Source organism: Sulfurospirillum sp. UCH001 (genome assembly GCF_001548035.1).
Lineage (GTDB): Bacteria > Campylobacterota > Campylobacteria > Campylobacterales > Sulfurospirillaceae > Sulfurospirillum.
In genome coordinates this window covers 1,118,931-1,143,419 of sequence record NZ_AP014723.1, presented here as the reverse complement: position 1 = coordinate 1,143,419, position 24,489 = coordinate 1,118,931, and the positions used below count along the sequence as shown (strand labels likewise).

At 39.2% G+C, this 24,489-nt stretch carries 24 protein-coding genes; 8 read left to right on the top strand and 16 right to left on the bottom strand.

The features are described 5' to 3' along the window. Positions 1-5 precede the first annotated feature (5 nt). The 5 genes from nifK to UCH001_RS05730 form a co-directional block, all read right to left on the bottom strand. Positions 6-1,550, bottom strand: a complete 1,545-nt coding sequence (nifK, locus tag UCH001_RS05750) for a nitrogenase molybdenum-iron protein subunit beta (RefSeq protein WP_082705678.1) — start codon at positions 1,548-1,550, stop codon at positions 6-8. A 10-nt stretch (positions 1,551-1,560) separates the two neighbouring features. Next, positions 1,561-3,015, bottom strand: coding sequence for a nitrogenase molybdenum-iron protein alpha chain (gene nifD / locus UCH001_RS05745; protein WP_067175482.1), 1,455 nt, complete (start codon positions 3,013-3,015; stop codon positions 1,561-1,563). A gap of 30 nt (positions 3,016-3,045) precedes the next feature. Continuing rightward, positions 3,046-3,405, bottom strand: a complete 360-nt coding sequence (locus tag UCH001_RS05740; RefSeq protein ID WP_067175479.1) for a hypothetical protein — start codon at positions 3,403-3,405, stop codon at positions 3,046-3,048. 24 nt (positions 3,406-3,429) lie between these two features. Next, positions 3,430-4,341 carry a nitrogenase iron protein gene (nifH, locus tag UCH001_RS05735; protein ID WP_067175474.1) on the bottom strand — a complete coding sequence of 304 codons (912 nt, stop codon included), beginning with the start codon at positions 4,339-4,341 and terminating at the stop codon, positions 3,430-3,432. A 258-nt stretch (positions 4,342-4,599) separates the two neighbouring features. After that, positions 4,600-5,622, bottom strand: a complete 1,023-nt coding sequence (locus UCH001_RS05730) for a sensor domain-containing diguanylate cyclase (protein ID WP_158508943.1) — start codon at positions 5,620-5,622, stop codon at positions 4,600-4,602. A gap of 123 nt (positions 5,623-5,745) precedes the next feature. On the opposite strand from UCH001_RS05730, the gene dat reads away from it, so the two are divergent. Beyond that, entirely contained in the window at positions 5,746-6,600 is an 855-nt protein-coding gene (gene dat / locus UCH001_RS05725; protein ID WP_067175468.1) for a D-amino-acid transaminase, read from the top strand. A gap of 41 nt (positions 6,601-6,641) precedes the next feature. Here the strand turns inward: dat and UCH001_RS05720 are convergent, their stop codons facing one another. Together UCH001_RS05720 and UCH001_RS05715 are read right to left on the bottom strand one after the other, a co-directional pair. Then, positions 6,642-7,250, bottom strand: a complete 609-nt coding sequence (locus UCH001_RS05720; RefSeq protein WP_067175466.1) for a pyridoxamine 5'-phosphate oxidase family protein — start codon at positions 7,248-7,250, stop codon at positions 6,642-6,644. A gap of 8 nt (positions 7,251-7,258) precedes the next feature. Next, a complete protein-coding gene (locus UCH001_RS05715) occupies positions 7,259-7,627 on the bottom strand; it encodes an FMN-binding protein (RefSeq protein ID WP_067175463.1) in 369 nt (122 codons plus the stop codon). Between the two features lie 102 nt (positions 7,628-7,729). Here UCH001_RS05715 and UCH001_RS05710 point away from each other — a divergent pair, with 102 nt between their 5' ends. Together UCH001_RS05710 and UCH001_RS05705 are read left to right on the top strand one after the other, a co-directional pair. Further along, positions 7,730-9,115 carry a PLP-dependent aminotransferase family protein gene (locus UCH001_RS05710; protein ID WP_067175460.1) on the top strand — a complete coding sequence of 462 codons (1,386 nt, stop codon included), beginning with the start codon at positions 7,730-7,732 and terminating at the stop codon, positions 9,113-9,115. A 71-nt stretch (positions 9,116-9,186) separates the two neighbouring features. Beyond that, a complete protein-coding gene (locus UCH001_RS05705; RefSeq protein ID WP_067175456.1) occupies positions 9,187-10,329 on the top strand; it encodes a GGDEF domain-containing protein in 1,143 nt (380 codons plus the stop codon). Here UCH001_RS05705 and UCH001_RS05700 read toward each other — a convergent pair whose 3' ends face one another. Both UCH001_RS05700 and UCH001_RS05695 read right to left on the bottom strand, forming a co-directional pair. After that, a complete protein-coding gene (locus UCH001_RS05700; RefSeq protein ID WP_067175453.1) occupies positions 10,330-10,854 on the bottom strand; it encodes a hypothetical protein in 525 nt (174 codons plus the stop codon). Positions 10,855-10,905: 51 nt separating this feature from the next. Further along, positions 10,906-11,856 (bottom strand): multidrug resistance efflux transporter family protein, encoded by a 951-nt coding sequence (locus UCH001_RS05695; RefSeq protein WP_067175450.1) that lies wholly within the window; start codon positions 11,854-11,856, stop codon positions 10,906-10,908. 231 nt (positions 11,857-12,087) lie between these two features. Between UCH001_RS05695 and UCH001_RS05690 the strand changes: the two genes are divergently transcribed. Beyond that, positions 12,088-12,963: a DMT family transporter gene (locus UCH001_RS05690; protein WP_067175447.1), complete on the top strand. Its 876-nt coding sequence runs from the start codon at positions 12,088-12,090 to the stop codon at positions 12,961-12,963. A gap of 23 nt (positions 12,964-12,986) precedes the next feature. On the opposite strand, the gene UCH001_RS05685 is transcribed toward UCH001_RS05690, so the two are convergent. The 3 genes from UCH001_RS05685 to UCH001_RS05675 are packed head-to-tail and all read right to left on the bottom strand — an operon-like array spanning position 12,987 to position 15,223. Beyond that, complete coding sequence (locus UCH001_RS05685) at positions 12,987-13,793, bottom strand: PhzF family phenazine biosynthesis protein (protein WP_067175444.1); 807 nt, start codon at positions 13,791-13,793, stop codon at positions 12,987-12,989. A 35-nt stretch (positions 13,794-13,828) separates the two neighbouring features. Continuing rightward, on the bottom strand, positions 13,829-14,332 hold the full coding sequence (locus tag UCH001_RS05680; protein ID WP_067175441.1) for a YgjP-like metallopeptidase domain-containing protein: 504 nt from the start codon (positions 14,330-14,332) through the stop codon (positions 13,829-13,831). Positions 14,333-14,347: 15 nt separating this feature from the next. Then, complete coding sequence (locus UCH001_RS05675) at positions 14,348-15,223, bottom strand: CHAD domain-containing protein (RefSeq protein WP_067175438.1); 876 nt, start codon at positions 15,221-15,223, stop codon at positions 14,348-14,350. A 182-nt stretch (positions 15,224-15,405) separates the two neighbouring features. Here UCH001_RS05675 and UCH001_RS05670 point away from each other — a divergent pair, with 182 nt between their 5' ends. Together UCH001_RS05670 and UCH001_RS05665 are read left to right on the top strand one after the other, a co-directional pair. Beyond that, a complete protein-coding gene (locus UCH001_RS05670) occupies positions 15,406-16,563 on the top strand; it encodes a MotA/TolQ/ExbB proton channel family protein (RefSeq protein ID WP_067175435.1) in 1,158 nt (385 codons plus the stop codon). Beyond that, positions 16,563-17,639, top strand: a complete 1,077-nt coding sequence (locus tag UCH001_RS05665) for an OmpA family protein (protein ID WP_067175432.1) — start codon at positions 16,563-16,565, stop codon at positions 17,637-17,639. The genes UCH001_RS05670 and UCH001_RS05665 overlap by 1 nt, the downstream gene beginning before the upstream one ends. Before the next feature lie 50 nt (positions 17,640-17,689). Here the strand turns inward: UCH001_RS05665 and UCH001_RS05660 are convergent, their stop codons facing one another. Together UCH001_RS05660 and blaOXA are read right to left on the bottom strand one after the other, a co-directional pair. Then, a complete protein-coding gene (locus UCH001_RS05660) occupies positions 17,690-18,292 on the bottom strand; it encodes a hypothetical protein (protein WP_067175429.1) in 603 nt (200 codons plus the stop codon). 36 nt (positions 18,293-18,328) lie between these two features. Continuing rightward, entirely contained in the window at positions 18,329-19,102 is a 774-nt protein-coding gene (gene blaOXA / locus UCH001_RS05655; protein WP_067175426.1) for a class D beta-lactamase, read from the bottom strand. A gap of 134 nt (positions 19,103-19,236) precedes the next feature. Between blaOXA and UCH001_RS05650 the strand changes: the two genes are divergently transcribed. Then, on the top strand, positions 19,237-20,469 hold the full coding sequence (locus tag UCH001_RS05650; RefSeq protein WP_067175423.1) for a DUF711 family protein: 1,233 nt from the start codon (positions 19,237-19,239) through the stop codon (positions 20,467-20,469). Between the two features lie 44 nt (positions 20,470-20,513). Beyond that, positions 20,514-22,781 carry an EAL domain-containing protein gene (locus UCH001_RS05645; RefSeq protein WP_067175420.1) on the top strand — a complete coding sequence of 756 codons (2,268 nt, stop codon included), beginning with the start codon at positions 20,514-20,516 and terminating at the stop codon, positions 22,779-22,781. 4 nt (positions 22,782-22,785) lie between these two features. Here UCH001_RS05645 and UCH001_RS05640 read toward each other — a convergent pair whose 3' ends face one another. After that, on the bottom strand, positions 22,786-23,145 hold the full coding sequence (locus UCH001_RS05640; protein ID WP_067175417.1) for a nitrogen fixation protein NifQ: 360 nt from the start codon (positions 23,143-23,145) through the stop codon (positions 22,786-22,788). Continuing rightward, on the bottom strand, positions 23,142-24,368 hold the full coding sequence (locus UCH001_RS05635; protein ID WP_067175414.1) for an RNA polymerase factor sigma-54: 1,227 nt from the start codon (positions 24,366-24,368) through the stop codon (positions 23,142-23,144). The genes UCH001_RS05640 and UCH001_RS05635 overlap by 4 nt, the downstream gene beginning before the upstream one ends. Positions 24,369-24,489: the final 121 nt, after the last annotated feature.

The window sequence follows — 24,489 nt, the reverse complement described above, 5'->3', positions numbered from 1 at the left end:
TCTTCTTACCTTACACAATCGAAGAAGTAATCGGTTTTTGCAATATCTTTTGTCTCTTCATCCAACGCGTCAAGCACAGCATTGGTAATCCACGTTAAAAGATTGAGCGCACCTTCGTATCCGCTGATAGAGTATCTGTGAAGATGGTGTCTATCAAAAATTGGGAAGCCAATTCTGATCAAAGGAATCTTCGTATCTCTATAAAGCTCTTTTCCATACACGTTACCAATCATAAAATCAACTGGCTCTGTGAAAAGAAGGCTTCTGAGCGCCCAAAGGTCTTTTCCCGCCCAAATATGGCAATCCTCTTTAAAGGTGCATTTATCAAGGATGGCTTGCATCTCTTTTTCCCAGTTTTTACGTGGTGCATTGTGGCACACAACATGAACCGGTACTGCGCCCATCTCAACAAGGAATGAAACCACACCGAGTAAGAAGTCAGGATCGCCCCAGATAGCAAACTTTTTACCGTGCATATACGGGTAGCTATCTTGCATCGCATCGACCAGTTGCGCTCTTAATTTTTTGAGCTCTGCTGGTACTGCTTTGCCTGTAAGTTCGCTCAGTTTCATCACAAACGCGTCTGTTCCACCAAGACCAATTGGATTACATGTAACGTACTCTTGTTTCCACTCATTCTTGATGTACTTACCTGTAGTTGGTGTGCTGTACTTTTGAAGTGAAATGGTCGCTTTAGCGCCTTTTGAGCCTTTTGCCACTTCGATTGGAGTACCACCAGCGTAGAGTTTGTACTCTCCAGCACCTGTGTTCCATTGCTCTTCGTGGTCACCAAGCATAACGATTTTGTCGCTAAACATCGCTGCCATTTTTTTCACTTCTTTAAGACTACCTAAGTATGTCTCAAAACCAGGAATGATGTTGATACGCTCTTCATCTTTAGCTACATCTTCTTCAGGTGTAAGCGTTTTCAAGATCGCTTCCATCATATTATCGTAACCAGTGATGTGGCTACCTTTGAATGATGGTGTGTGTGCTGCTGGGATTGGAGTATTGTCGAGTTCTCCCTCAGCTTCAGCACGAGCACCTTTAACGAACGCATCTAAGTCATCACCGATAACTTCTGCCATACATGTCGTAGAAACCGCGATCATCTCAGGTTTGTAAAGTGCTTTACAGTTACGTAAACCCTCTTTCATGTTTGAAAGACCACCAAATACCGCAGCACTCTCACTCATAGAGTCAGATACACAAGGAGTTGGCTCTTTAAAGTGACGTGTGAAGTAACTTCTAAAGTAAGCAACACAACCATGACTTCCATGCACATATGGCATCGTGTTTTCAAAGCCAAGCGCTGCCATCACCGCACCTAAAGGTTGACACGCTTTAGCTGGGTTGATGGTAATGTGCTCTCTTGCTAGGTTCTTTTCACGGTATTCCCATGAAGTCATCCAGTTAGCAATCTCTTTTACTTTTTCAGGATTGGTAGCACCTGCGTGACCTTCGAATTGTTTTTTATTTTTAAAAACCTCTTGATATTCAGGTTTTAAAAAGAGTTTTTGTCCGTTGACAATGTTTTCTACGTCTTGCATGATGCCCTCCTTAGTTTGCGTCCCATGGTGCTTTAGTGTGAGCCCATACTGGAGAGTTCATCGCTAAATCCATGTCTTTTGCGAAAATCGCGAATGCGTCGTATCCGTGGTACGGACCACTGTAATCCCAAGAGTGCATTTGTCTAAATGGTAAGCCCATTTTTTGGAAGACATACTTCTCTTTAACACCACTTGCAACGAGGTCTGGTTTGAGTTTTTTAACAAAGTGCTCTAATTCGTACTCATTAACGTCATCGTAGATAAGCGTTGTACGAGCCAACTCTTCTTTAGTACGCTTATAGTCATCACCGTGTGCAAACTCATAACCTGTACCGATTACTTCCATACCAAGGTCTTCATACGCGCCGATAACGTGGCGAGGACGTAAACCACCCACATAAAGCATCACTTTTTTACCTTCTAGTTTTGGACGGTATTTCGCGATGACAGCGTCAGTCATTTTGGTATATTTTGCGATAACTTCTTCAGTTTTCGCTTGAATGCTCTCATCAAAGAAAGCGGCAATTTTGCGTAAGCTCTCCGTTGTTTTGCTTGGTCCAAAGAAGTTATATTCCATCCAAGGCACACCAAACTCTTGCTCCATATGACGAACAACATAGTTCATACTTCTGTAGCAGTGAAGAAGGTTGATTTTTGCTTTTGGAGCAATCGTCATCTCTTTATAGGTAGCGTCACCACTCCATTGAGCGATAACTCTAAGACCCATCTCTTCAAGTAAGATACGTGAACTCCAAGCGTCCCCTCCGATGTTATAGTCGCCTACGATGGCAACATCATACGGAGTGCTTACAAAATCTTTTTTATAAGAGTTGTCTGGAAGGACCTCATCACGAAGCATATCGTTTGCGATGTGGTGACCAAGACTCTGAGAAACACCACGGAAACCTTCACATGAAACCGCAACGGTTGGTTTACCAGACTCTTTTTTATACGCTTTTGCTACCGCTTGAATATCATCACCAATCAAACCGATAGGACACTCACTTTGAATAGAGATACCGTTGTTCAGTGGGAAAAGCTCATCAATCTCTGCCATCGCAGCTTTGAGTTTTTTATCGCCACCGAAAACGATGTCTTTCTCTTGGTAATCGGTTGAAAAGTTCATCGTAACAAAGGTGTCAACACCTGTTGTTCCGATATAGTAGTTTCTTCTACCTGCACGTGAGTACTGTCCACAACCGATAGGACCGTGGCTGATATGGATCATATCTTTGATAGGTCCCCAAACAACACCTTTACTTCCTGCATACGCACAGCCACGCTGAGACATGACGCCTGGAACGGTTTGTTTGTTGCTTTTTGTGCTATCGCATGCACCTTTAATACCATCAGGCGCGTCAACGCCGAGGTGTTTAGCTCTTGTTTTTTTTGCTTTTTCAGGATAAGCTTCAAGCACTTCCGCGATTGCGGCTTGTTGCTGGCTTAACAATGTTTCTGCTGTCATGGCTCTTTCCTTAATGTTTTTAGACGCTACTTAAGCGACTTTAACCCTATAGAGATTCATATCGTCGAGTTTTTTACAGATATCTGCTGTAGTTCCGCTATCAACCGCTTTAGAAATCTCACTGATTTGGTATTTGTTGGTGTAATAGATCATTTTGAAATCACCTTCAACGTCGGTGTTTTTGTAGTAATCTACTAATGCTGTGAAAAGAAATGAACCTTTTGGAACAGAAATCTCTTCAAGTTTTACACCCTCACGTGTTTCACTGGTTAAAGTGATAGAACTAACCCCTGAGAGGTCACCAGCACCTGCTGTTACTTTTTCAATGACTTTGTCAAATTCAACTTTATTGCCCATAGTAGCTGGGAAGTGGTATCCACAAATAAACATGATGTACTCCTTATACCTAGTGTATTAAGCGGTTGCTTTTTTGCCGATAGCGTCTGCTTCGACTTCTTCTTCTAAACCAAATTCCATCAAGAGCGCCTCAAGGTCATCCATCTCTAGTGGTTTTGGGATCACTTTAAGGTCGTTTGCAATGATTTTTCTTGCAAGCTCTCTGTACTCAAACGCTTGGTCAGATTTTTCTGCAAACTCGACAACGGTCATACGGCGAAGCTCTGCACGTTGTACGTGGTTACTTCTTGGTACGAAGTGAATCATTTGTGTGCCGATTTGTTCTGCTAAGTGTTTAGCAAGGTCATACTCACGGTCTGTCATACGAGCGTTACAGATAAGACCAGCAAGTCTTACACCACCAGTGTTTGCATACTTCAAAATACCTTTAGAGATGTTGTTAGCCGCGTACATTGCCATCATTTCACCTGACATAACGATGTAAATCTCTTGTGCTTTACCTTCACGAATTGGCATCGCAAATCCACCACAAACAACGTCGCCAAGAACATCGTAAGAGACAAAATCTAGATCTTCATCGTATGCACCCTCTTCTTCAAGGAAGTTAATCGCTGTGATAACACCACGACCTGCACAACCAACTCCTGGCTCTGGTCCACCACTCTCTGTACACATGATGTAACCCTCTGTGATGGTTGTATCATCTGGGTGAAACTCAGCCGCACCTGGTTTACATACATCTTCAAGCTCTAAGTCTTCAACTGTACCTACTTCAGAAGCTAATTGCATAATAGTACATTGTGCTTTTTCGTGTAAGATAAGACGTGTTGAGTCTGCTTTAGGGTCACAACCAACGATAAGAATTTTTTTACCGAAGTAGTGCGCCATAGCCGCTAGTGTATTTTGTGAAGTGGTAGATTTACCAATTCCGCCTTTGCCATAAAAAGCAATCTGTCGAAGCTCAGACATTTTGTTCTCCTTGTGTAAGTTTTTACTTCGCTCTACATTTTGCATATAGTGTTCCGTAGAAAAATACTTTTGAAAAAAATTCAAATAGGAAACAAAATAGTTATCTGTTATAGTAAAGTGGTATAGTGATAGAAAGGAGAAAGAATAGAGGTAAGAAGAGAAGCCTTTGGATTTTAGTGGTCGCTAAGGAAGACAGCTATTTGAAGTATAAAATGAAAAGTTTAACCCTGAGCTCTTTTCTTTTTATATGTAAATGATTTATTGAAATTGTATGTTATTTTTATTTGCGTTTTTCGCCATATAGAGCAATTGATCACATCGTAAAAAGATGCTATCTTTAGTATCTTCATTGTGATAAGTGGTCACTCCAAAACTACATGTCATGTTTAAATTTTCGGCAAAGAGATTTTGAGCAATCGCTTTTCGAATCGATTCTACTTTTTCTACGGTTGTTGTAAGATTACTTTCGGGTAAAATCATCATAAACTCTTCGCCACCCCATCTTGCCAACACATCGCTACTTCGAATCATACTTTTTACAAAAGCGCTAATATCCATCAATGCTTGATCACCTTTTTTGTGACCATATTGATCATTAATCATTTTAAAGTTATCAATATCCATTAAAACGATACTCAGCGGGTACATATACCGCCTAGCCCGATCTATCTCTTTATCCAGTATTCGTTCAAATTCGCGTCTATTCAATAAAGTCGTTAGAACATCATGAGAGGCATTGTAATGAGCTTCTTCTATCTGTAAATTGAGTTGTTCATTGATTTGATTGAGCTCTTTTGTTCGCTCTTTAACGAGTATTTCAAGTTGAGCATTATCATTGGCTAAAAGTTTATTTTTTTCAATCAAACTATCTCTTAAAAGTTTAGCTTCATGGATGTTTGTATGCGCACCAATCATTCGAAGGGCACTACCATCCTCTTTTCTTTGCACAATTTTTCCGCTATCTTCAATCCACAAATACGAACCATCGCATTTTCGGCATCGATACATTATTTGGTACACGTCACTTTTACCCGTAACATATGCTTCAAAATGAGCCATAACATGAGGATAGTCATCTTCATGAATGATATCTTCCCATGTAAAAACATCATTTTTGCATGAATCATAGTCATACCCCAACATATGAAACCAACCAATACTACGATAAACATGCCCTGTTGCGACATTCCAATCCCAAAAGCCTTGATTTGAAATATCCAGAATATTATTTAATGTAAAATCAGCATCATTTGCATTGTGATGAACATATGTTTTTTTCATGGAATTATTATACATTAAAAACATCACGCAAATGAAAATAAGAAAAACTTCTGCCTACTTATTGCACAGATGCCTAAGAAACCTTGTGGTACAATTTCATTACTATTTTTTTTGGAGCCAGTAATGAGCAGTATTGTTTTTTTAAATGGAGATTTTTGTAAAGAGGAAGATGCCAAAGTATCGATTTTCGATCGTGGTTATCTTTTTGGTGATGGCATCTACGAAGTTGTACCTGTTATTAATGGAAAAGTAATTGATAAAGAGCCTTTTTATGAGCGTTTCAATGCAAGCCTAAGCAAGATCAGTCTTAAAGCACCTTATTGTAAAGCTGAGATTGAAACGATCTTAGATACATTGATCGCTAAAAATGAGGTTGTCGAAGGCGGCATTTATATGCAAGTCACACGCGGTGTTGCACCACGTGAATTCTACTTCCCTGAAAATACACCAACCACATTTATGGCATTTACCTTTAAAAAAGAGATCATCAAAAATCCTCTTGCAGAAAAAGGTGTAAAAGTTGTCAGTTGTGCAGACATTCGATGGAAACGTAGAGACATCAAGTCTATCTCTTTACTTGGTCAAGTTTTAGCGAAAGAGGAAGTACACCAAAAAGGTGCATATGAAGGCTGGATGGTTGAAGATGGTTTTGTCACAGAAGGAACATCTTCAGCAGCGTTTATCGTTAAAGATGGTGTCATCATTACTCGCCCTCTTTCAAATGCTATCTTACCAAGTATCCGTAGAAAACTTCTCATGGAATACACAAAAGAAAATAACATCAAAGTTGAAGAGCGTTTATTTACGATCGAAGAAGCGTTAAATGCAGACGAAGCGTTTATGGCAAGTGCGACTATTTTTGTTTTACCTATCATCGAGATTGATGGCAAACCTATCGGTAGTGGAAAACCTGGTCCTATGGTGAAGAAACTTCGTGAAATGTATGTTGAAGCAGCCCTAAAAGAGGCAAATGCTTAAATCTTCAAAGAGGCTTTTTTAAGCCTCTTTTTTCTCTCTCTTTAGACGCTTTTACTCATTTGTTGAATCCATCTTACACTTAAAAGATCCAGTGGAGTTCCTCTCTCACTCAATTTTTCAATCAATAAAGCTTTACGTTCTTCATTGAGATTCTGTCCTGCTTTGAGCTTACACGAGAGTGATGTTGGATGAAGCCTACATATGCCTATGTTCTCTAAGGCTTTTTTATACATAGGATGGGATGCTTCAAGAGGCTCATACCCACCTTCTGGTTGTAGTTTTTGCATGAGGGCATTCAGTACGTCTGCTTTTTTAGCCACATCATTTACGATTTCAATACGCCCTATAACATGCACAGACATATAAAGTTGTGAGGCAGGACAAGCGGAGCGTGTGTTGCTAAAATACGATGGCAACACAGAGAGTGGTTTGACGACACTAAAACTCGCTTTTGGATTTTTAGCGATTACCTCCATTTTACGCCCTTCTTTTGAACCATGAAAGCAGATCGTTTCATCATGCCAAACAAAATTCAGCGGAACAGCGTAAGGTTCATCTTCATCAACAAGACACAGCGTTCCATGTTCGCATGTCACAAATAACTCTTCTACAAGGGCTTTGTCATTGATTTCAAATTCTGCTCTTCTCATCGTTTTACCTATACAGTTTGCGTAGCACTCAAAATTGTAATCTTCATGATAGCCCGTGCCCAAGGGTAACTCTCTTTCGCAACATCATACGCATCACCATCGAAGACCATTTTGGCATGACCGCTCAGTAAAAACCCTGTTCCCATACCATGCAAGCCTTCTACTTCTTTACTACCAACGGTTACTAAAACTCTGTCATCATGGTGTAACGCTTCTTCCATACCTTGCATTCCACCCACAGGAACGATAAAACTGTCATTACCTACTTTTACGTACGAGTGCCATGTATTGACAACATGAGGGAACTCTTTCCCTTGAGCGACGATGGCAACAACGCCTTCTTTTTGCATGACACGTTTGAGTGTTTCTGAGATCATTTTCTACTCCATCCTATTATTTTAAATCATAAGTGTGGTATTATATTCGCAATCTGTACTCTTTACAAGAGCCAGTTTATAAAATATTTTAGGGGACAGTTGATGTATGTTTTAGATAAAGATATAAATGAGCCTCTTTACATACAGCTTTATAATGCCATCAAAAAAGAGATCACACATCATTTAAAAGCTGGTGCAAAACTCCCTTCTGTTCGTAAAATTGCACTAGAGTATAAAATCAGTAAAAACACTGTTGAATTAGCCTATAAACAGCTTTATGCGGAAGGTTACATCGAGAGTATTCCTAAAAGTGGTTACTTTGTTGCCGACACGCTTTTAGAATCCCATCATGATTCTACCATTATGCAAAAAGCACACGATGAGACAAAATCAACACTACGCTATGATTTTTTTCCTGCACGATTAACCAATGATGCATTCCCCTTAAAACTCTGGAAACGTCTTTTCATCAAAGCGATGGAAGCACAACTCGATTTTGGCGCATATGGCGATAGACAAGGAGAACAAGGACTACGAGATGAAATCGCGAAGTACCTTATCAAATCACGTGGCGTAGTGTGTGATGCTTCGCAAATTGTGGTATGCGGAGGTTTTACTGACTCTATGAACCTCATCGCCACACTTTTTGTAAAAGAGCTCCATGAAATTGCCATCGAGTATCCTGGTTATCCTGTTGCAGGTAAAATTTTTGGCGATTATGGTTATGCGTTGTTACCTATTGATGTCAATCACAATGGACTAGAGATCGATAAGCTTGAGGCAACCGATGCAAAGTTGGTATATATTACGCCATCCCATCAGTATCCAACGGGAGTGACTATGCCCATTGCCAACCGCATCAAACTTCTCAATTGGGCAAAGCGCACTGGTGGCATGATTATTGAAGATGATTATGACAGTGAGCTCAGGTACCAAAATCGTCCCATCCCTTCTCTTCAAGGACTTGACAATGATGACCGTGTCATCTACATCGGAACATTTTCCAAATCTCTCGCCCCTGCTCTTCGCGTCAGTTATCTTGTGCTACCTCATCGTTCTATAGAGCGATATAAGACCATCTGTCAAACGCATCATCTGAGATGCTGTGTATCTCTTTCCACACAAAAAACATTAGAACTTTTCATGAAAGAGGGACATTGGGAACGTCATTTACGTAAAATTCGTACACTCAATCGTAAAAAACATGACCTTATGAAAGAGACTCTCAAAACTGTATTTAAAGACATGATAGAGATCATCAGCGAAGGCGGGGGACTTGCCATTATCATACGACCAACCATCGACATTAATCTTCAAAAATTAAGAGCAAATGCCCTTAAAGAAGGTGTGAAAATTTATCTAGGAAGCGATGACTATGGTGAGGCATGGGAAGCTCTTAGAATGGGTTTTGGAGGCTTGCAAGAACGTGAAATAATTGATGCCATCAAACTTTTAAAAAAGATCTGGCTAAAAACACTTGATGAATAATCAATAGCTATTTTAAAGATAAACAAGCTTAAATTATCTATAATTGTAATACTTTATCACAAAGAAGATTGATGACAGCCCTCCTCACAAAACTTCAGTATATTGTAGATCTTGTTGTTGCGCAGTCTCCCTCAAAAAATAAAGACGAACTTGCAAGGCTTAACCATTACGTGTGGGCTGCAATCATGATTTTACCGCTTTCAATGGGACTTTGTATTTATAATAGTTACAACCACGAATTCGTCATTGCTGGTGCTATTACATTTTTCTCATTTTATTTATTGGGCACACTTCTTTTAATTCCCAAAATAGATAAAATCTATCCTCTCTATCATATCGCTAATTTTATTCTTCTTTCTTTATTGGTTTATATTATATATGCAGATACAGAGCAATCACGTATTTTATGGGCGTATTGCTATCCAATAGGCATTATCTTTTTACTGGGAAACCGTATAGGTTTTATATGGAGTTGTTTATTTTTACTGATGATTATTGGACTTTTTCTCTTTGTTCCTAAAATCCATGCACTCTATCATACGCCCTTTCAAGTACGCTTTTGTATCTCTTATATGATTGTAACCATGATTAGCATTTGGATTGAGTACCATCGTTCTCGTTTCGAAGAAGAATCAACACAAACACATGAAGCGCTCTGTTTTGAGCAAATCCTTCTCAAAGAAGAGATAGACAGACGAAAAGTACTAGAATGTGAGTTACAATACCTCGCACAAACAGATCCTCTTACTAAACTCTATAATCGAGGACATTTTTTAAACGAAGCAGAAAAAGAGCTTCAACGTTCTTTACGCTATGGCAAATCTTTGTGTTTGGCTGTTCTTGACATTGACCATTTTAAACATATTAACGACACATTTGGACACCCAGCAGGAGATGCTGTTCTTCAAGCGATTGCTGACTACTTTAAGCAGAGTTTGCGAGGAACTGACATTGTAGGGCGTTTGGGTGGTGAAGAGTTTGCCTTTTTACTTTTACATATTACAAAAGAACAAGCAAAAGTAAAACTAGAAGAACTATGCAAAGAACTCAGCGCATTTCCTGTTACACTCCCCAATGGTAAAACACTCAGTTTTACAGTAAGCATTGGGTATGCGATGAGTGGTATAGAGATTAAGCGATTTGATGAGCTTTACATCCAAGCGGATGAAAAGCTCTATGAGGCAAAAGCGGCAGGGCGTAACTGCGTACGTTAATTAGTTGGAAGCCTTTTTAGCAAGATTTTCATTTTTAGTACGTCCATTCATATCAAAACCGTAACGATTGTATCCGCCTATAAAGATTTTTTGAGCAGGGTCAAAACTCTCTGAGCACGCCTCTTTGTCATACTTCACCATAAACTTTTTAGTTCCTTCTTCAACGTTTAGATAGTACTCGACTCCTTTATCGACCATTGCGATTTTGGAGAAGTCTTTGCACTGCTTTTTGAGGTCATCAGGAAGAGTGTGGTACTTGTTGAGCTCATCCAAGATTTGTTTGTACTGTTTGGTGGTTGAGTCAAAAAAGACTTTGTTTTGCTCTGCATGAACTTTATTGACGACCAAAGAGAGATCTTTATGTTTAAAGGTCTGAGGTAAATTACCAGCTAGATTTTGCGCCATAAACGAAGCGTACATCTCTGGTGTAATGTTAAATGGGAGTGCCAATTTTGGTGTTTCTGCATAAACACACACTCCTAATGCCAATCCTAAAACTAACCATGCTTTTTTAAGCGTTTTCATTGTGAAAAAATCCTTCTAAACTTTTGCGGTATTTTAACGCATTTTCATGAATCAATCGTGAACAACACTCTTTTTTTCTTGAAAATAGATAAAAAATCCAAGCCCTACAAAAACCAAACTCATACCTATCCATGCTTGTGCATTAGGGAGTGTAGCACCTAAGAAGAGCATCTCTCCAAGCAGAGCGAAGATAACTTCACTCGCTTGTGTCGCATCGACTGCGGCAAGTTCACTGGACTTGTGCGCTCTATGACGTGCGAGTAAAAAAAGTGTGGTTGCAACAAGACCTGAGAGCAAGGCAACCAAAGAGGTATTAAAGACTTGCCCAAATGAAGGCATTGAAGGGCTTATGAGTAAAACCAGCACAAGCCAAAATGGTAAAGAACCTAACGAAAGTAGAAACACTTTATTGAAAGCATTTTCCAACAAAGGTGAGTCGATTTTGGGAAAATGTGCATGTCCATGTTTGGACTCCCATACCAATTGATTTCCAAAAGGATAACAAAACGCTGCGATGAGAACAGGAAATGCACCCTTAACAAACTCTATAAAATGAAATGTCGTAATATGCGATGTATTAATGAGTCCTACACCTATAACGATGATGGTCGAAAAGACCCAAATGCGTTTAGGAAACACTCTTCCAAAGAGCATTAAAACAAAGAGTGAAGCGATGATAGTGAGTTGCCATGTAGCCGCAACAACCCATGCAGGAGCATAATCAGCGCTATAACAAAGCAATGCGTAAAAACAACCAAAACCAATGCTTCCTGCAACCATCCAAAAGAGCCAATGTTCCCAAAAAAGTTTCAAAAGAGCTTGAAGCGGTTTTTTGCCCTGAAAAAGGCGAATGACGATAAGTAAAAACAAAACCATAAAAACATAACGAAGCGATGCCGACCAAACCCAATGACCACCTTCGAGACTCATAAGACGATTGAGCACAAAGGTTGAGCTGAAAAAAAGAGCTGAGAGTAAACCAAGAGCGATTAGCGCTACCATACATCTTCCTCGTATCATAAATGAAGCGCTATTATACCTATTCGTTTGTCTAAAGAGTGGTTGAAAAATAGACTTATTCACTTCTCGAAGAGGACAATCAACACTATAACATTGTGATAATGTTGTGTAAAATACTCATACATTACCACTCTGTGTCTAAAATCTTGACATAGGTAAATGAAATGCTCATTTTATTGTGTTACTATACGACATTTTATTTAAAGGTTTTGTATGTCGGGCACACTCAAGGCTCATTTTATGGTACTACTTGCTACACTCTTGGTTGCGGGCTCTTTTATCGTCTCCAAAAAACTTGCAGGGGTGATTCATCCTATTTCACTCAATTTACTTCGCTTCTCCATTGCTTCTTTAGTGTTAGCCCCCTTTATACTTTTAAATGCAATCAAGCGTGCAAAAATTGTCACAGTGCTTCCAAGAACACTGATTATCAGCTTTTTTTATGCACTCTACTTTATCATTTTTTTTAAAGCGCTTGAGTACACATCTGCGCTCAGTACAGGGACACTTTACACTCTCGTTCCACTTCTTACAGGTATATTATGTATCTTCTTTTTTAAAGAACCCATCAGTAAAAAACAGTTCGTGATTTATATTTGTGGCATCATTGGTACACTGATCGTTGTCTTTAAAGGCAATCTTGAGCGCTTTTTGAGTTTTTCGCTCTGTTATGGCGATATTATCTTTTTAGGAGCAATTCTCTGTATGGCGCTTTACTCCATTAGTACCAAATTTTTTCATCGTAAAGATGACGACATGGGTGTACTTGTGTTTATGACACTTGTTGGAGGAACACTGTGGATGGGAAGTACGTTAATGCTTTTTCATATTCCACTCGAGTGGGAACATCTCAACACTACGCATCTTAATTATTTGCTCTATCTGGCGATTATCACTACGTTTTTTACCGTTTATTTGTATCAAAAAGCAACCGTTGTAATAGGTCCTAAAAAAGTGATGGCGTATGTTTATCTTAGTCCTGCAAGCATTGCATTACTGTTGTATCTTTTTGAGGGTGTTACACTTTCTATTGCTGTATGTGTGGGCATTGCGATCTCTGCTGTTGCGACATTTTTACTACTCAAATAAGGCATCAAACGATGCCTCAGCTTCTAATACGTAAGTGTTATATTGCCTTCTAAATACTCTTTGCACATTCCTGAGATAAAGATATACCCTTCACTCACACGACAATAAAGCACTCCTGAACGAGCAGAAGCTTGCAGTGCTATAAGCTCATTTTTTCCTAAGCGTTTTGCCCAAAATGGTGCGAGTCCTGCATGGATAGAACCTGTTACAGGGTCTTCCACACCACCATTGGCAGGCCAAAAATAACGTGAGGCAAAGTCATATGCCCTACTTGGAGCCGTTACGACCACATCAAGAGGGGCTAATGTTTTTAGTTTTTCTAGATCAGGCACAACGTTTTTGACATCTTCTTCACTTGCATAGACCGCAAAGTATGCTTGTTGGTTTTTATGATATTCCAACGGCTTTATAGAAAGCCCATTTTTTAGGGCTTCTGGTACTTCACTGAGAACTTCAGGTTCACGGTTTGGAAAGCGCATTTCTATGCGTTCATTATCACGTTCATTGACCTCTATGCTTCCTACTGCTTTTGCCCAAAATGTGATAGTACCTTTTTCACCAAGATGAGTAAAAATGACATAGGCACTTGCAAGTGTTGCATGCCCACAAAAGTCGATCTCTTTCAGTGGAGAGAACCAGCGTATCTCATAAACTCCTACATCATTTCGTACAAAAAAGGCTGTTTCCGAGAGGTTGTTTTCAGAAGCAATGTTTTGCATCACGCCTTCAGGTAGCCAACTATCTAAGGGTACAACAGCAGCTTGGTTGCCTTTGAACAGTTCTTTGGTAAACGCATCGATGATGTAGATGGGAAATTGAGAGAGTTTCATATAAAATCCTTATTGATTGTTAAATTTATCATACATTAATACAACTTCCCAAACAGATCCAAATGTGTCATGTATATCCTTACATCAAACTCTAACTGATGGTAGCTTGACTCCATCTTTTCGCACAAGGCATAAAACGCTTTGTTGTGCTCTTTCTCTTTGAGGTGAGCGAGTTCATGCACACAAATCATCTTTAAAAAAGGCTCTGGCGTATTTTTAAAGACCGATGCTACACGGATTTCGCTTTTGCTTCGCAGGCGACCTCCATGGTTTTTGATGGTCACTCTATGCAAGCCTAGTGCGTCATTGATGTCACTAATCTTGCCATCGTAAAGCACTTTGGTGATGGGTTCACTTTTTCGCAAGAACTCTGCTCTTAGCTCCATGACATACGCATACAATGCCTTATCACTGGTAATGCTATGTGTGGTGGGGTACTTTGCCAGCAGGTATGCGCCTAGTTTTTCGGTTTTAATGAGATGGCGTATTTGTTCTTTGAGGTGTTCTGGGTAATGGGCGATGTATTCTAAATTTGGCACAGGTTATCATCTTTGTTATGGAAATATTGTGTCTAAATGCTCATGCATTTTAACGATGTTCTCTTTGCTCGATTTTTCGATGCAGGCTTGTTTATCGGCTATCAGTTCTTGTTCTAAAAGCCCGATAATGCTCTTTAAACAGCTGCTATGAGACGTATTGTAGCGTTTAATGCGCTCAATTTGGGTATTTTTATCTTGTACTTTTCCAAAAGCATTCTGCAACGGTTTGAAGCTCTTTGAAAATTGCGTAAGTTCAACGGCGTCCGCATTGTAGCGCAGTTTTTTATAGTGAAGTCGAAGCTTGTGAAAGCGCTCATTTGGGGCATCAAGATGTAATTTTTTTGAGGCTTTTGCTATCTTTTTAAGGCGTTTTGTAAGGATTTCTTTGATGTATTTGTAGAGTTTTTCTTCTGATTTCGGTAAACAGAGTTTTTCATCATTTTGTATAGCCTGCAACTTTGCTATGAGTTCATCTTTAAATGCATGGGTGTATCTCTTCTCAAAAGAGGCGTAGGCTTCTTTTTTTTCTAACATCAGTTTTGCTTCTAAACTTTCAAGCTCATATAGACACGATGGCTCGACACGTGTTTTATACGCTTCAATACACTCTAAAAAGACGTCGATGTCACGCATTTCATTCGTCTCTTTTTGCAAAGATTTGAGAATTTTCTCTAGTGTAAATTTGCGTTTTTCTTCCATAAATTCGCTAAATTCCAAGCAAACGGAACGTGCCATACGCACACTCACACGGTACTGGTGCAAACTTTCAGGCTCTTTGGTCTCTAAAAAATCACTCAAATAGGTTGCAATATTTTCTATCGTTTTTAAGAGCGTATGTTTGAGCAAAGACTTGACACTGTGGCGATCCAATTTGTGCATTTTAGGAGACATTTTAAGCACCTTTATCTAATTTAAACGGGAGTTTTAAGAGGAAGCATCATTTTGTATTGACCTTAAAAATTGTAGTCTTTTAAGATTAATCTCACGTTAATATTAACTTCTTGTTAACCATCGGTATAAAAAGAAGCGTTATAATGTGCTAGAAAAACATAGATACACTACAAAGGCTTTTTATGCAAGAAAATATGAACGAAACACTCCAAAATCTAGCCGCTTTGGAAGCACCACAGCGTAACTGCGCTTTGGTTTATCTCAAGCTTATTTTGTTGCCAACATTGGCATATGTCTATTTTTTGCTGGGCTTCTTAGGCATTTTACACTTTAAAGTTGGTATTCACAGTATTGTACTGATTGGGTTTATTTACATTGTTTCCCTCATTTTTGCAAAGCACAATGGCGAATTTGGTGTGTGCACTTTTAGGCGTTACGCCAAAGAGTTTCAAACGGAACTTCATGAGTATATCTCTAAAAACTTGATGAGCATTGGTGGAAAGACAAAATCAAACGCTTCGTTTGAAAACTTCATCGATACCTATGCAAAAGGCATTCGCAATGACAACTACGCTTCTGTTGCAGCGAGCATCTTCCCAACGATGGGTATTTTAGGTACATTTATCTCCATTGCACTTACACTTCCTGACTTTTCATCGCAAAATGCAGGTGCGCTTGAGAATGAGATAAGCCTTCTTTTAAGCGGTGTAGGAACTGCATTTTATGTCTCAATTTATGGTATTTTGCTTTCGTTATGGTGGATCTTTTTTGAAAAAAGAGGACTAAGCCGTTTCGATAGAGATGTAGCCGTCATTCAAAATGCTACAGCATCCCTCTTTTGGACCAAAGAAGAGATAGAACAAGCCTATTTACAAGAAAATCTCCAAAATTTTGAACGCATTGGAAAGATGTTTGAGCGTCTTAGCTCCAACGACTTCTTTGAGAGACTTGGTAAAAGTATTGAGACAAAATTCAAACTCTTTGATGAGATGCTCAACCTAGAAGCTCTTGCGGTCAAACGTGGTGCAGAACACATCAAAGAAGGCATGGAAGCACTTTCACGCTCACAAGACAGACAACGTGACCTATCCATTATTCATGAGGACATTCTCACAAAACTGACACTGTTCAATGAAAGCACAACCAATTTGCAGATAAAAATTGCTAAAAGCAGCGAAGAGATGGTAAAAACAAACCAAGAACTCTTACGAACGCTCCAAGAAACAAGCAGCATTCAAGGAGATACAACCAACCCAGAAGTAGAGTCCCTCAAAGAGAGCTTGAAGATCATCGACGCTGAAACTGAAGAGATCATCCAAAAAATGGATGCGTTAAAATAATGCGCTACAACCGTTCACGAAGTACCGACCAAAACTTCTGGGTCTCGTATGCTGATTTGATGGCAGGATTGTTGTTTGTTTTTATCTTGCTCATTGGTGCTATCGTCGTAAAATATGTCTATGTACAGACCGATCTTAAGGGCATTAAAAACGATCTTGAAGAGCAAAAGAGAGTGTTGCATCTTGCGCAAGATGCACTAGCACAAAAACAGCGCGACTTTCTAAGGCTACGTTCCGATATGAATGTCACCAGTGCATCGTTGCAAATCGCACAAGAGTTACTTTCTCAAAAAGAGGCAAGCTTAGAGGAAGCAACTGCTCAATTACAACTCAGTGACAGAGAAATCGAAAATCTTAAAAAACTGTTACTTGACACAGAACTCGCACGCGATGAAGTCAAAGGCGAACTCGTAGCAAGCCAAATGGAGCTAGGAACGACGACACAAACCCTCAAACTCAAAGAGGGAGAGCTTGCTCTTTTAAGCGCAAAACTTTTGGAGAGTACGGCTTCTCATCAGCAGTTAGTGGAAGACCTTAACATCACCAAATCACGCATCAAAAACCTTACAGGTATTCGTATCAAAGTGGTGCAAGAGCTTAAAGAGAAACTGGGTAAAAAGATCAACATTGACCCTAATAGTGGAGCGATCAGACTGCCCTCTTCTGTTTTGTTTGATGTAGGCTCATATGAGTTAAAACCAGAAGCGCAAAAACAGCTCAAAGAGACGTTACAACCTTATTTGCAAGTACTTTTAGATGATACAACGATACGTGAAAATATCGATCATATCGTGATAGAAGGACATACGGACTCTGATGGTAGCTATATGCACAACCTTGATCTTTCACAAAAACGCGCCTACTCGGTCATGGCGTTTATTTATTCATTAGGGGATGAGAAACGCACGGCAATGCTTCAAAAGTACCTCAGTGCCAATGGTAGGTCTTACAGTGATCGTATCTTTAAAAATGGGGTGGAAGATAAAGAAGCATCTCGTCGCATCGAGATTAAGTTTAACCTCTCCAATAAAAAAGCGATTGAAGAGATCGAAACATTTTTAAATCGTAAAGAATAAACGCATAAGCATCTTGCAAATGCTCTTTTGCAAGATGCTCACATCGCCTATTAATGCCTTCTTCCCTCATATCTGTCGTCATCATCTCTTCTATCATGTCTATCTTCATGACGGTCATCTCGTTGATCGTAGTGTTCGTTATGTTTATAATGAGGATCTCTGTAAACTCTTTGTTGCTCTTGATACACGTGAGGCACATAAATCTCTTCACGTTTGATAATTACACGTCTATCTTCATAACGATCATAACGTCTGCTGTCATAGCGATAGTCATCTCTTAGGTCATGATGATGTCTAAGTTCATTAAAGTCATTGGACGAAACAATAACACCCACCAAAGAAGCAATCTCTACCCATGTCGAATAGCGATTTTGTCTATAAACACTCAACACATAATCATAAGGTCGTCCTGAAAGTTCTGCTAAACGAAAAATCATATACGCATCGGCTGGTTCACGTACGCTATCTAGGATAACGATAACACGGGACTCCGGAAGGCGAAAACGATCCGCTAAGCCATAGCGATAACCATAAGGATCTGCATGATAACGGTTGTTAAGGCTTAATCTCCATTCAAAATCAACACCTGCGCTTAGTGGCGCCACAAGAGCACCCAAAGCCAACAACGAAAATAAACTCTGTTTTAATTTCATTTTTTCTCCTTCATAACCACAAATACAGTGCGAATCTTACTCTAAAATCCCTTTAGTTTTAAGGGCTTCAACACTCAATAATTTACGAAGAGGCAATTCATCGGATGAATCGATAATAAGGTTAGTAGCAAAGAAATAAACGCCTTTACTACTCTCCGCATACCCCACATACCAACCATGATGTTCACCTCCATTAGGCACTGCCCATCCTGTTTTTGCACGAATGGTAAAGTTTTTACCTTGTTCATCCACCATAATCGCTTTTAGAATATCAATGTGTTCTTGGCGAAACGGTAGATCATTTTTATAAAGCTTTTTCAAAAAGGCAATTTGCTCATACGCACTGATACGAAGCTCTCCATCAAGCCAAAAACGCTCAACATCCATTCCTGTTTTTTCATTGCCGTAATGAAGTTTTTGAAGATACGCATTGTACTTTTCAAACCCAATATGACGGGCAAAAAATTGGTAGCACCACACACACGAACTTTTAAATGCAGAACGCAAATCTTGGTCTTGATTCCACGCTCTCACACTGCGTTCTACCTTATCCCAAACGATAAGAGAATCTAAACGCACAACACCTTCTTCGAGTGCAATGAGTGTATTTGGAATTTTAAACGTTGACGCGGGAAGAAGCGGCATATGAGCGCGTTCATCATTGTAAACATAACGCTCTGTGCCATCCAATGACTCAATGATCATCGTTCCTTTGATAGCCTCATTTTCAAACAATTTAGCAATGCTAACATCGTCTTTCGCACCAAGTAAACATACCAAGCCAAGCATGAAACAAAACGTTTTTACCATACATTTCCTTCTTATGAGCTAGTGTGCAATTATACTCTTTTACCCCCTTGAAATTCTGTGTTTAATCTAAAGTGCGCCTTTACATGTATAAACGATTTGGCTATTATTTAGTATAAAGTCATCAAGGGAATGTGATGCTCAAAGAGATACTCAAAAATAAAGATTTATGTAAAATTCGTACAATCACCTCGTTTTTAACACTCTCAAAAGAGATAAGTGAATGGGAAGACGCTATCATCAAAGCAGCAACATTTGGCGGTGACCTTGCTAATGAGTTTCATGCACATGGTTATCATGTCCAGTCCGTTCGTCTTGTTACCAATGCATTTGGTGAGTACCTTGACACATCTTCATTTCATGCTGTTCTCAAAGATATGCACTACCTTCAAGATGTGCTAAAAAGCCCTTCAATGCCAAACATTCGTATTCGTTTTGCTATCGGAGAGGCTAAAACTCCTGATGAAATCGCTCTGTTACCTGAGATGATTAAAGCCTATGGAGATATCTGTAACGCTTGTGTGAACATTGATGTTGATGAATTGGGAATGGTAGATCGTGAACTGACCCTTTGTTGTGCTAAATCAGTCGTTGAGCTCGGTCGCATTACGCCAAGAGGCGAAGGTAATTTCAATTTTACAATCAATTACAACTGCAAATCGCACATCCCCTATTTTCCAGCATCCTACCACAACAGTCATGATGAGAACTGTTTTGCCCTAGGGCTTGAAAGTCCAGACTTGTTGGTTGAAGCACTAAAGAGTTTGAAGCCAGAAACTGACCATAACGTTAAGATGCATAAATCGTATGGCATTATGAAAGATGCCTTACAGTACCACATCACGGATATTGTAAGTATTGTCAATGCGTATGAACACCCTTATAAAACGAAATTTGCTGGTATAGATACCTCCGCAGCACCTTCAAAAAATTGCTCCTCAATGGTTGATGTTTATAAACTTCTTGGAGTGCCCTATTTTGGGGCATCAGGTACGCTTGAAGCTTCCGCACTTCTCACCAAAGTGTTTAAAGCACAAAAAGGATGTGATCTTGTAGGTTTTTCAGGACTCATGCTAGCGGTTGTCGAAGATGAAGGTTTAGCAGATGCTACCACGAGGGATGAGTTCGATATAAGAGCCCTTCTTCAGTACTCTGCCGTATGCGGTATAGGACTGGACACTGTACCTATTGAGGGAAATACATCTGCACAAAAAATCGCTGACATTTGTTGCGATACAGGAACGCTGGCGTTTAGACTCAACAAACCGCTCACAGTACGACTTTTCCCTGTACCACATCTAAAAGCGGGAGATATGACACAGTTTGAGAGCGATGATCTGTGCAATAGTGTGGTCTTAAGAGTACCGTAACACTAAAATATGCTATGATTATTGAAGAATAAAAGGGGGTTTGCTTGGCTATCCTTCAAAAAAATATTTGGACGATTTTTTACATTCTTCTGATCGGTGCTTTTATTTTTTTAGGCATTGTGTCATTTACAAAATGGGAAAGTGTACACGAAAAATACACCACGGACCAAGCCAATCTCGTCAAACTTGTTTCAAACGCGACACACTCTCTTTTTCTCTCTCAAGAGACGACTCTTAATATCTTAGGCAATCAGATTTTAAAAGACAAAGACCCTCGCGTCATGGATGATCTGCTTATCCTTAACCCTTCTATTGTGGCATTTGGATTTGTCGATTTGGATGGAAATTATCAGCATGTCAGCTCAAACTTCAATAAAGCAAAACTGCCAAATCTAAGACAACATGAGGCAACAAAAGACTCTTTTGATTATACTATGACCCAAGAAAAAATGGTGTTAGGGCGTACCTATTTTATCGCCACGAGCGGACATTGGGGCATACCAATTCGTAAAAGTATTTTTGATCATGAAGGTAAACGTGTTGGCGTCATGACCGCAGGCCTCGCCATAGAAGGTGCTTTTAAAATTTTCACAGAAAATCTTTCGCTTGGAGAGTACAACAAAGTTACCCTCATCCGAAACCGCGACCAATTCGTTCAGTACCAATCATCCAATCATGAAACACCCAAAAATCTCTATGAGAAACCACTTGCAGACAATTTTCTTATGTCCACTTTAGATACCGTGATGCGCAAGTACCACGTTTCCATTGATGAGATAAAACAACAACCTGAAATCTACACGATAGAAACAACCTCAATAGATGATAAATCTGTCCAAATGGCACTCAAATATGAACCACGTTATGAGCTTTGGATACTCTCAGAAATCGATCATAATCAAATTGTGGATGATTTTATTGAAAGCTTCATAAGCTATGTGCTTATTTTTGTCATCGTGCATGTGATTTTGTTTTTACTCTTTAAAATCATCTCTCATGCTGAAGAAAAACGCAGTAAAGATCTCATTTTTCAAGCAACACATGATGAACTTACAAAACTGCCTAATCGAAGTTATCTACAACAGTCTATTCAAAAATGGATTTATGACAAAGCACCACCTTTTAGCCTCTATTACCTCGATATGGATCATTTTAAAAACATCAATGATAGCTTTGGTCACCAATTTGGAGACATCCTTTTGGTGGAGTTTGCCAAACGTATCTCTGCAATGGTGAGAAAAGAGAGTGTGGTGATTCGTCAAGGTGGTGATGAGTTTGTTATATTGACCTATCGTACCGACGAAGAGGATATTCTTACTCATTCACAATCCATACTTAATGAAATCTCAAAACCGTATCATATCAAACAGTTTAGTTTTGTTGTTGGTGCGAGTATTGGTATTGCGAAGTATCCGGAACATGGTACGTCATTAGATATGCTTTTACGTGCTGCTGATATTGCGATGTATGAAGCTAAAAAATACAAAAATAGCGTTCGTCTTTTTGCACCATCCATGCAATCAGGCTATCTTAACCGTGTCAATGTAGAACAAGCACTCCATAAAGCACTTGATAAACATGAATTTTATATGGTGTATCAACCACAAGTTGACCATGAAGGAACGATTTACGGTGTTGAAGCATTGGTAAGATGGAACAGTGCAGAGATGGGATTAGTTCCACCAGATCAGTTCATTCCTATCGCTGAAGCTGCGGGTGTAATGCCTCGACTTGGAAAATTCATCCTAAGCACTACCCTTAAAGAGATGAAATCTTTGCAAACTGAGCTTGGACTCTCACTCCAAACCTCCATCAATATTTCCATAAAACAGTTTATGGAAACTCATTTCTTAGATAGTCTTACTCAAAAAATCGAACAAGAAAATTTTAGCCATATCTCTTTGTGTTTGGAAATTACGGAGAGTTTGTTTATCGAAGATATAGACTATATTTTACCACTCCTGCAAAAAGTACATGAGATGGGGCTTCATATCTCTATGGATGACTTTGGTACAGGGTACTCTTCACTAAGTATTTTGCGTAAACTACCTATTGATGAGCTTAAAATAGACAAGAGCTTTGTGGATGCAATTTTAAATGATGTTACCGCTGAAAAGATGATCCAAAATATTATCGCTATTGGTAAAAATTTAGAGATGTATATTTTGGCAGAAGGTGTAGAGAGAAAAGAACAAGAAGACCTTTTAAAAGAGTATGGATGTGACCGTTTCCAAGGGTACCTTTACTCTAAACCTTTAAGCTATGATGCGCTTAAAGAGTTCCTTGAGCAACAAGAGAAAAAGCACGGGTAAAAGTTTAGCCTGCTAGCTCGCACGCGAAACAGTTAGAATTATCTTTACAGCTAAAACAAAAAGGTGCTACACGGCTAATAGAGTCATAAATAAACTTTTTCCATAGTTTATCCACAGGTTTTTTAGTTGCAAGTTCAGGAAAATGACATTTCATATATTTTCCCATTTGTACACGGTTTTTAAATCCCATCGCTTCGTAAAGATGGTTCATCTGCAAGGACATAGCCGCAATATGAGGCGCTATAACATACTTTGAGTAACGATTTTTGGCATAACTTTGTAAAAAAATCATCACTTCACGTTCCAATTTAATCAACTCAAGTTTAGAGTATTGCCTTGGTAAAACTTCTAGGGTTGTTGTCATGCTTGTACCTTATAGATTTTTTTTCGCTCTTTAGATGACGCTACATTCATCAATTTACGGTATTTGGTGATGGTACGCCTAACCATCTTGATGTTAAAACGCTTTTCTATACGCTCTAAAAGATCATCATCTGTTAGTGGTTCGCTTTTATCTTCGTATTCGATTTGTTGGTTGATAAAATTCTTAATCTCAGAAGAGGAAAGCTCTTTGGTTGCCACGGCATTAGTAAAAAAGGATTTGAGAGGGAAAATGCCCTGCTTGGACTCAATGTATTTGTTTGAAATGGCACGTGAAATGGTAGACTCAGCAAAAGAGAGTTCATCTGCTAAGTTTGCCATATTAAGAGGTTTAAGCTCACCTCCCACAAAAAAGGAGAGTTGGCGCTCCACAACTAAGAGGACTATCTTATAGAGTGTGGTTTTTCGAAGTTCCAAAAGATTGACAATATCTCGTGCTTCTTTGAGCTTTTCTTTGATATGCTCGCTTTTACTCGAAAATGGATCATTGATTAAGATATCTGGATAATAGTCGTTATTGATGCGAAGTGTGATGTCATCGCCTACTTCCACATAAAAATCAGGAATGATCTGTTTTGACGCCGCTTGATACTCTACAGCAGGCGGATTGGCAAATTTTTTGATGATTGCTTTTGCTTCTTCAAAACGTCCATGTTTAAAAAATTTATCCACTTTTGCCATTTGGTCGATCATTTTAAGCACCAAGTTATAAAGCTCATCATCAATATCATCGCTTAAGGCATCGAGTTGAAATACAAACGACTCTTTACTATCAAGAGCCCCGATACCATAAGGCTCTAACTTGGAAAAACGTTGACGTATGCGCTCCACATACTCTGTATAGACTCCACACATTTGCGCGATATCTTCGATGTTTCCATCAAAATATCCCTCCTCATTGATGTCACACAGTATTTCATGTGCAACTTTTTGAGAGATAGGCGTAGGAAAAAGTGGAGGTACAATTTGCTCAATAATTTTTTCATGCAACGATTCACTACCAAGAATCAACTCTTCGACTATCCCATGGCTAGAGCCTAGGTTTTGCTCAAAAGGTCGCTTCACTTCTAAGAAAGGGTTTTCGTACGACAAGGTTTCTAGATGCGTACTTAACTCCCCAAGTGGAAGCTGTAACAATGGGAGCCAAAGCTTCAAAGAGAGATTTAAACTCTGCTTTTGCTTGAATTCTAGGTTAATACTTCTCATGCGTAAATTATGCCTAAATGTTGTACGTTTTTTAGAACTATTTTTGATTAAAATTTATACAAATAAAAAAGATTTTTTAAAGTGTGAGAGTCTCAACGCCACTATGAAGAGAGATTTGACG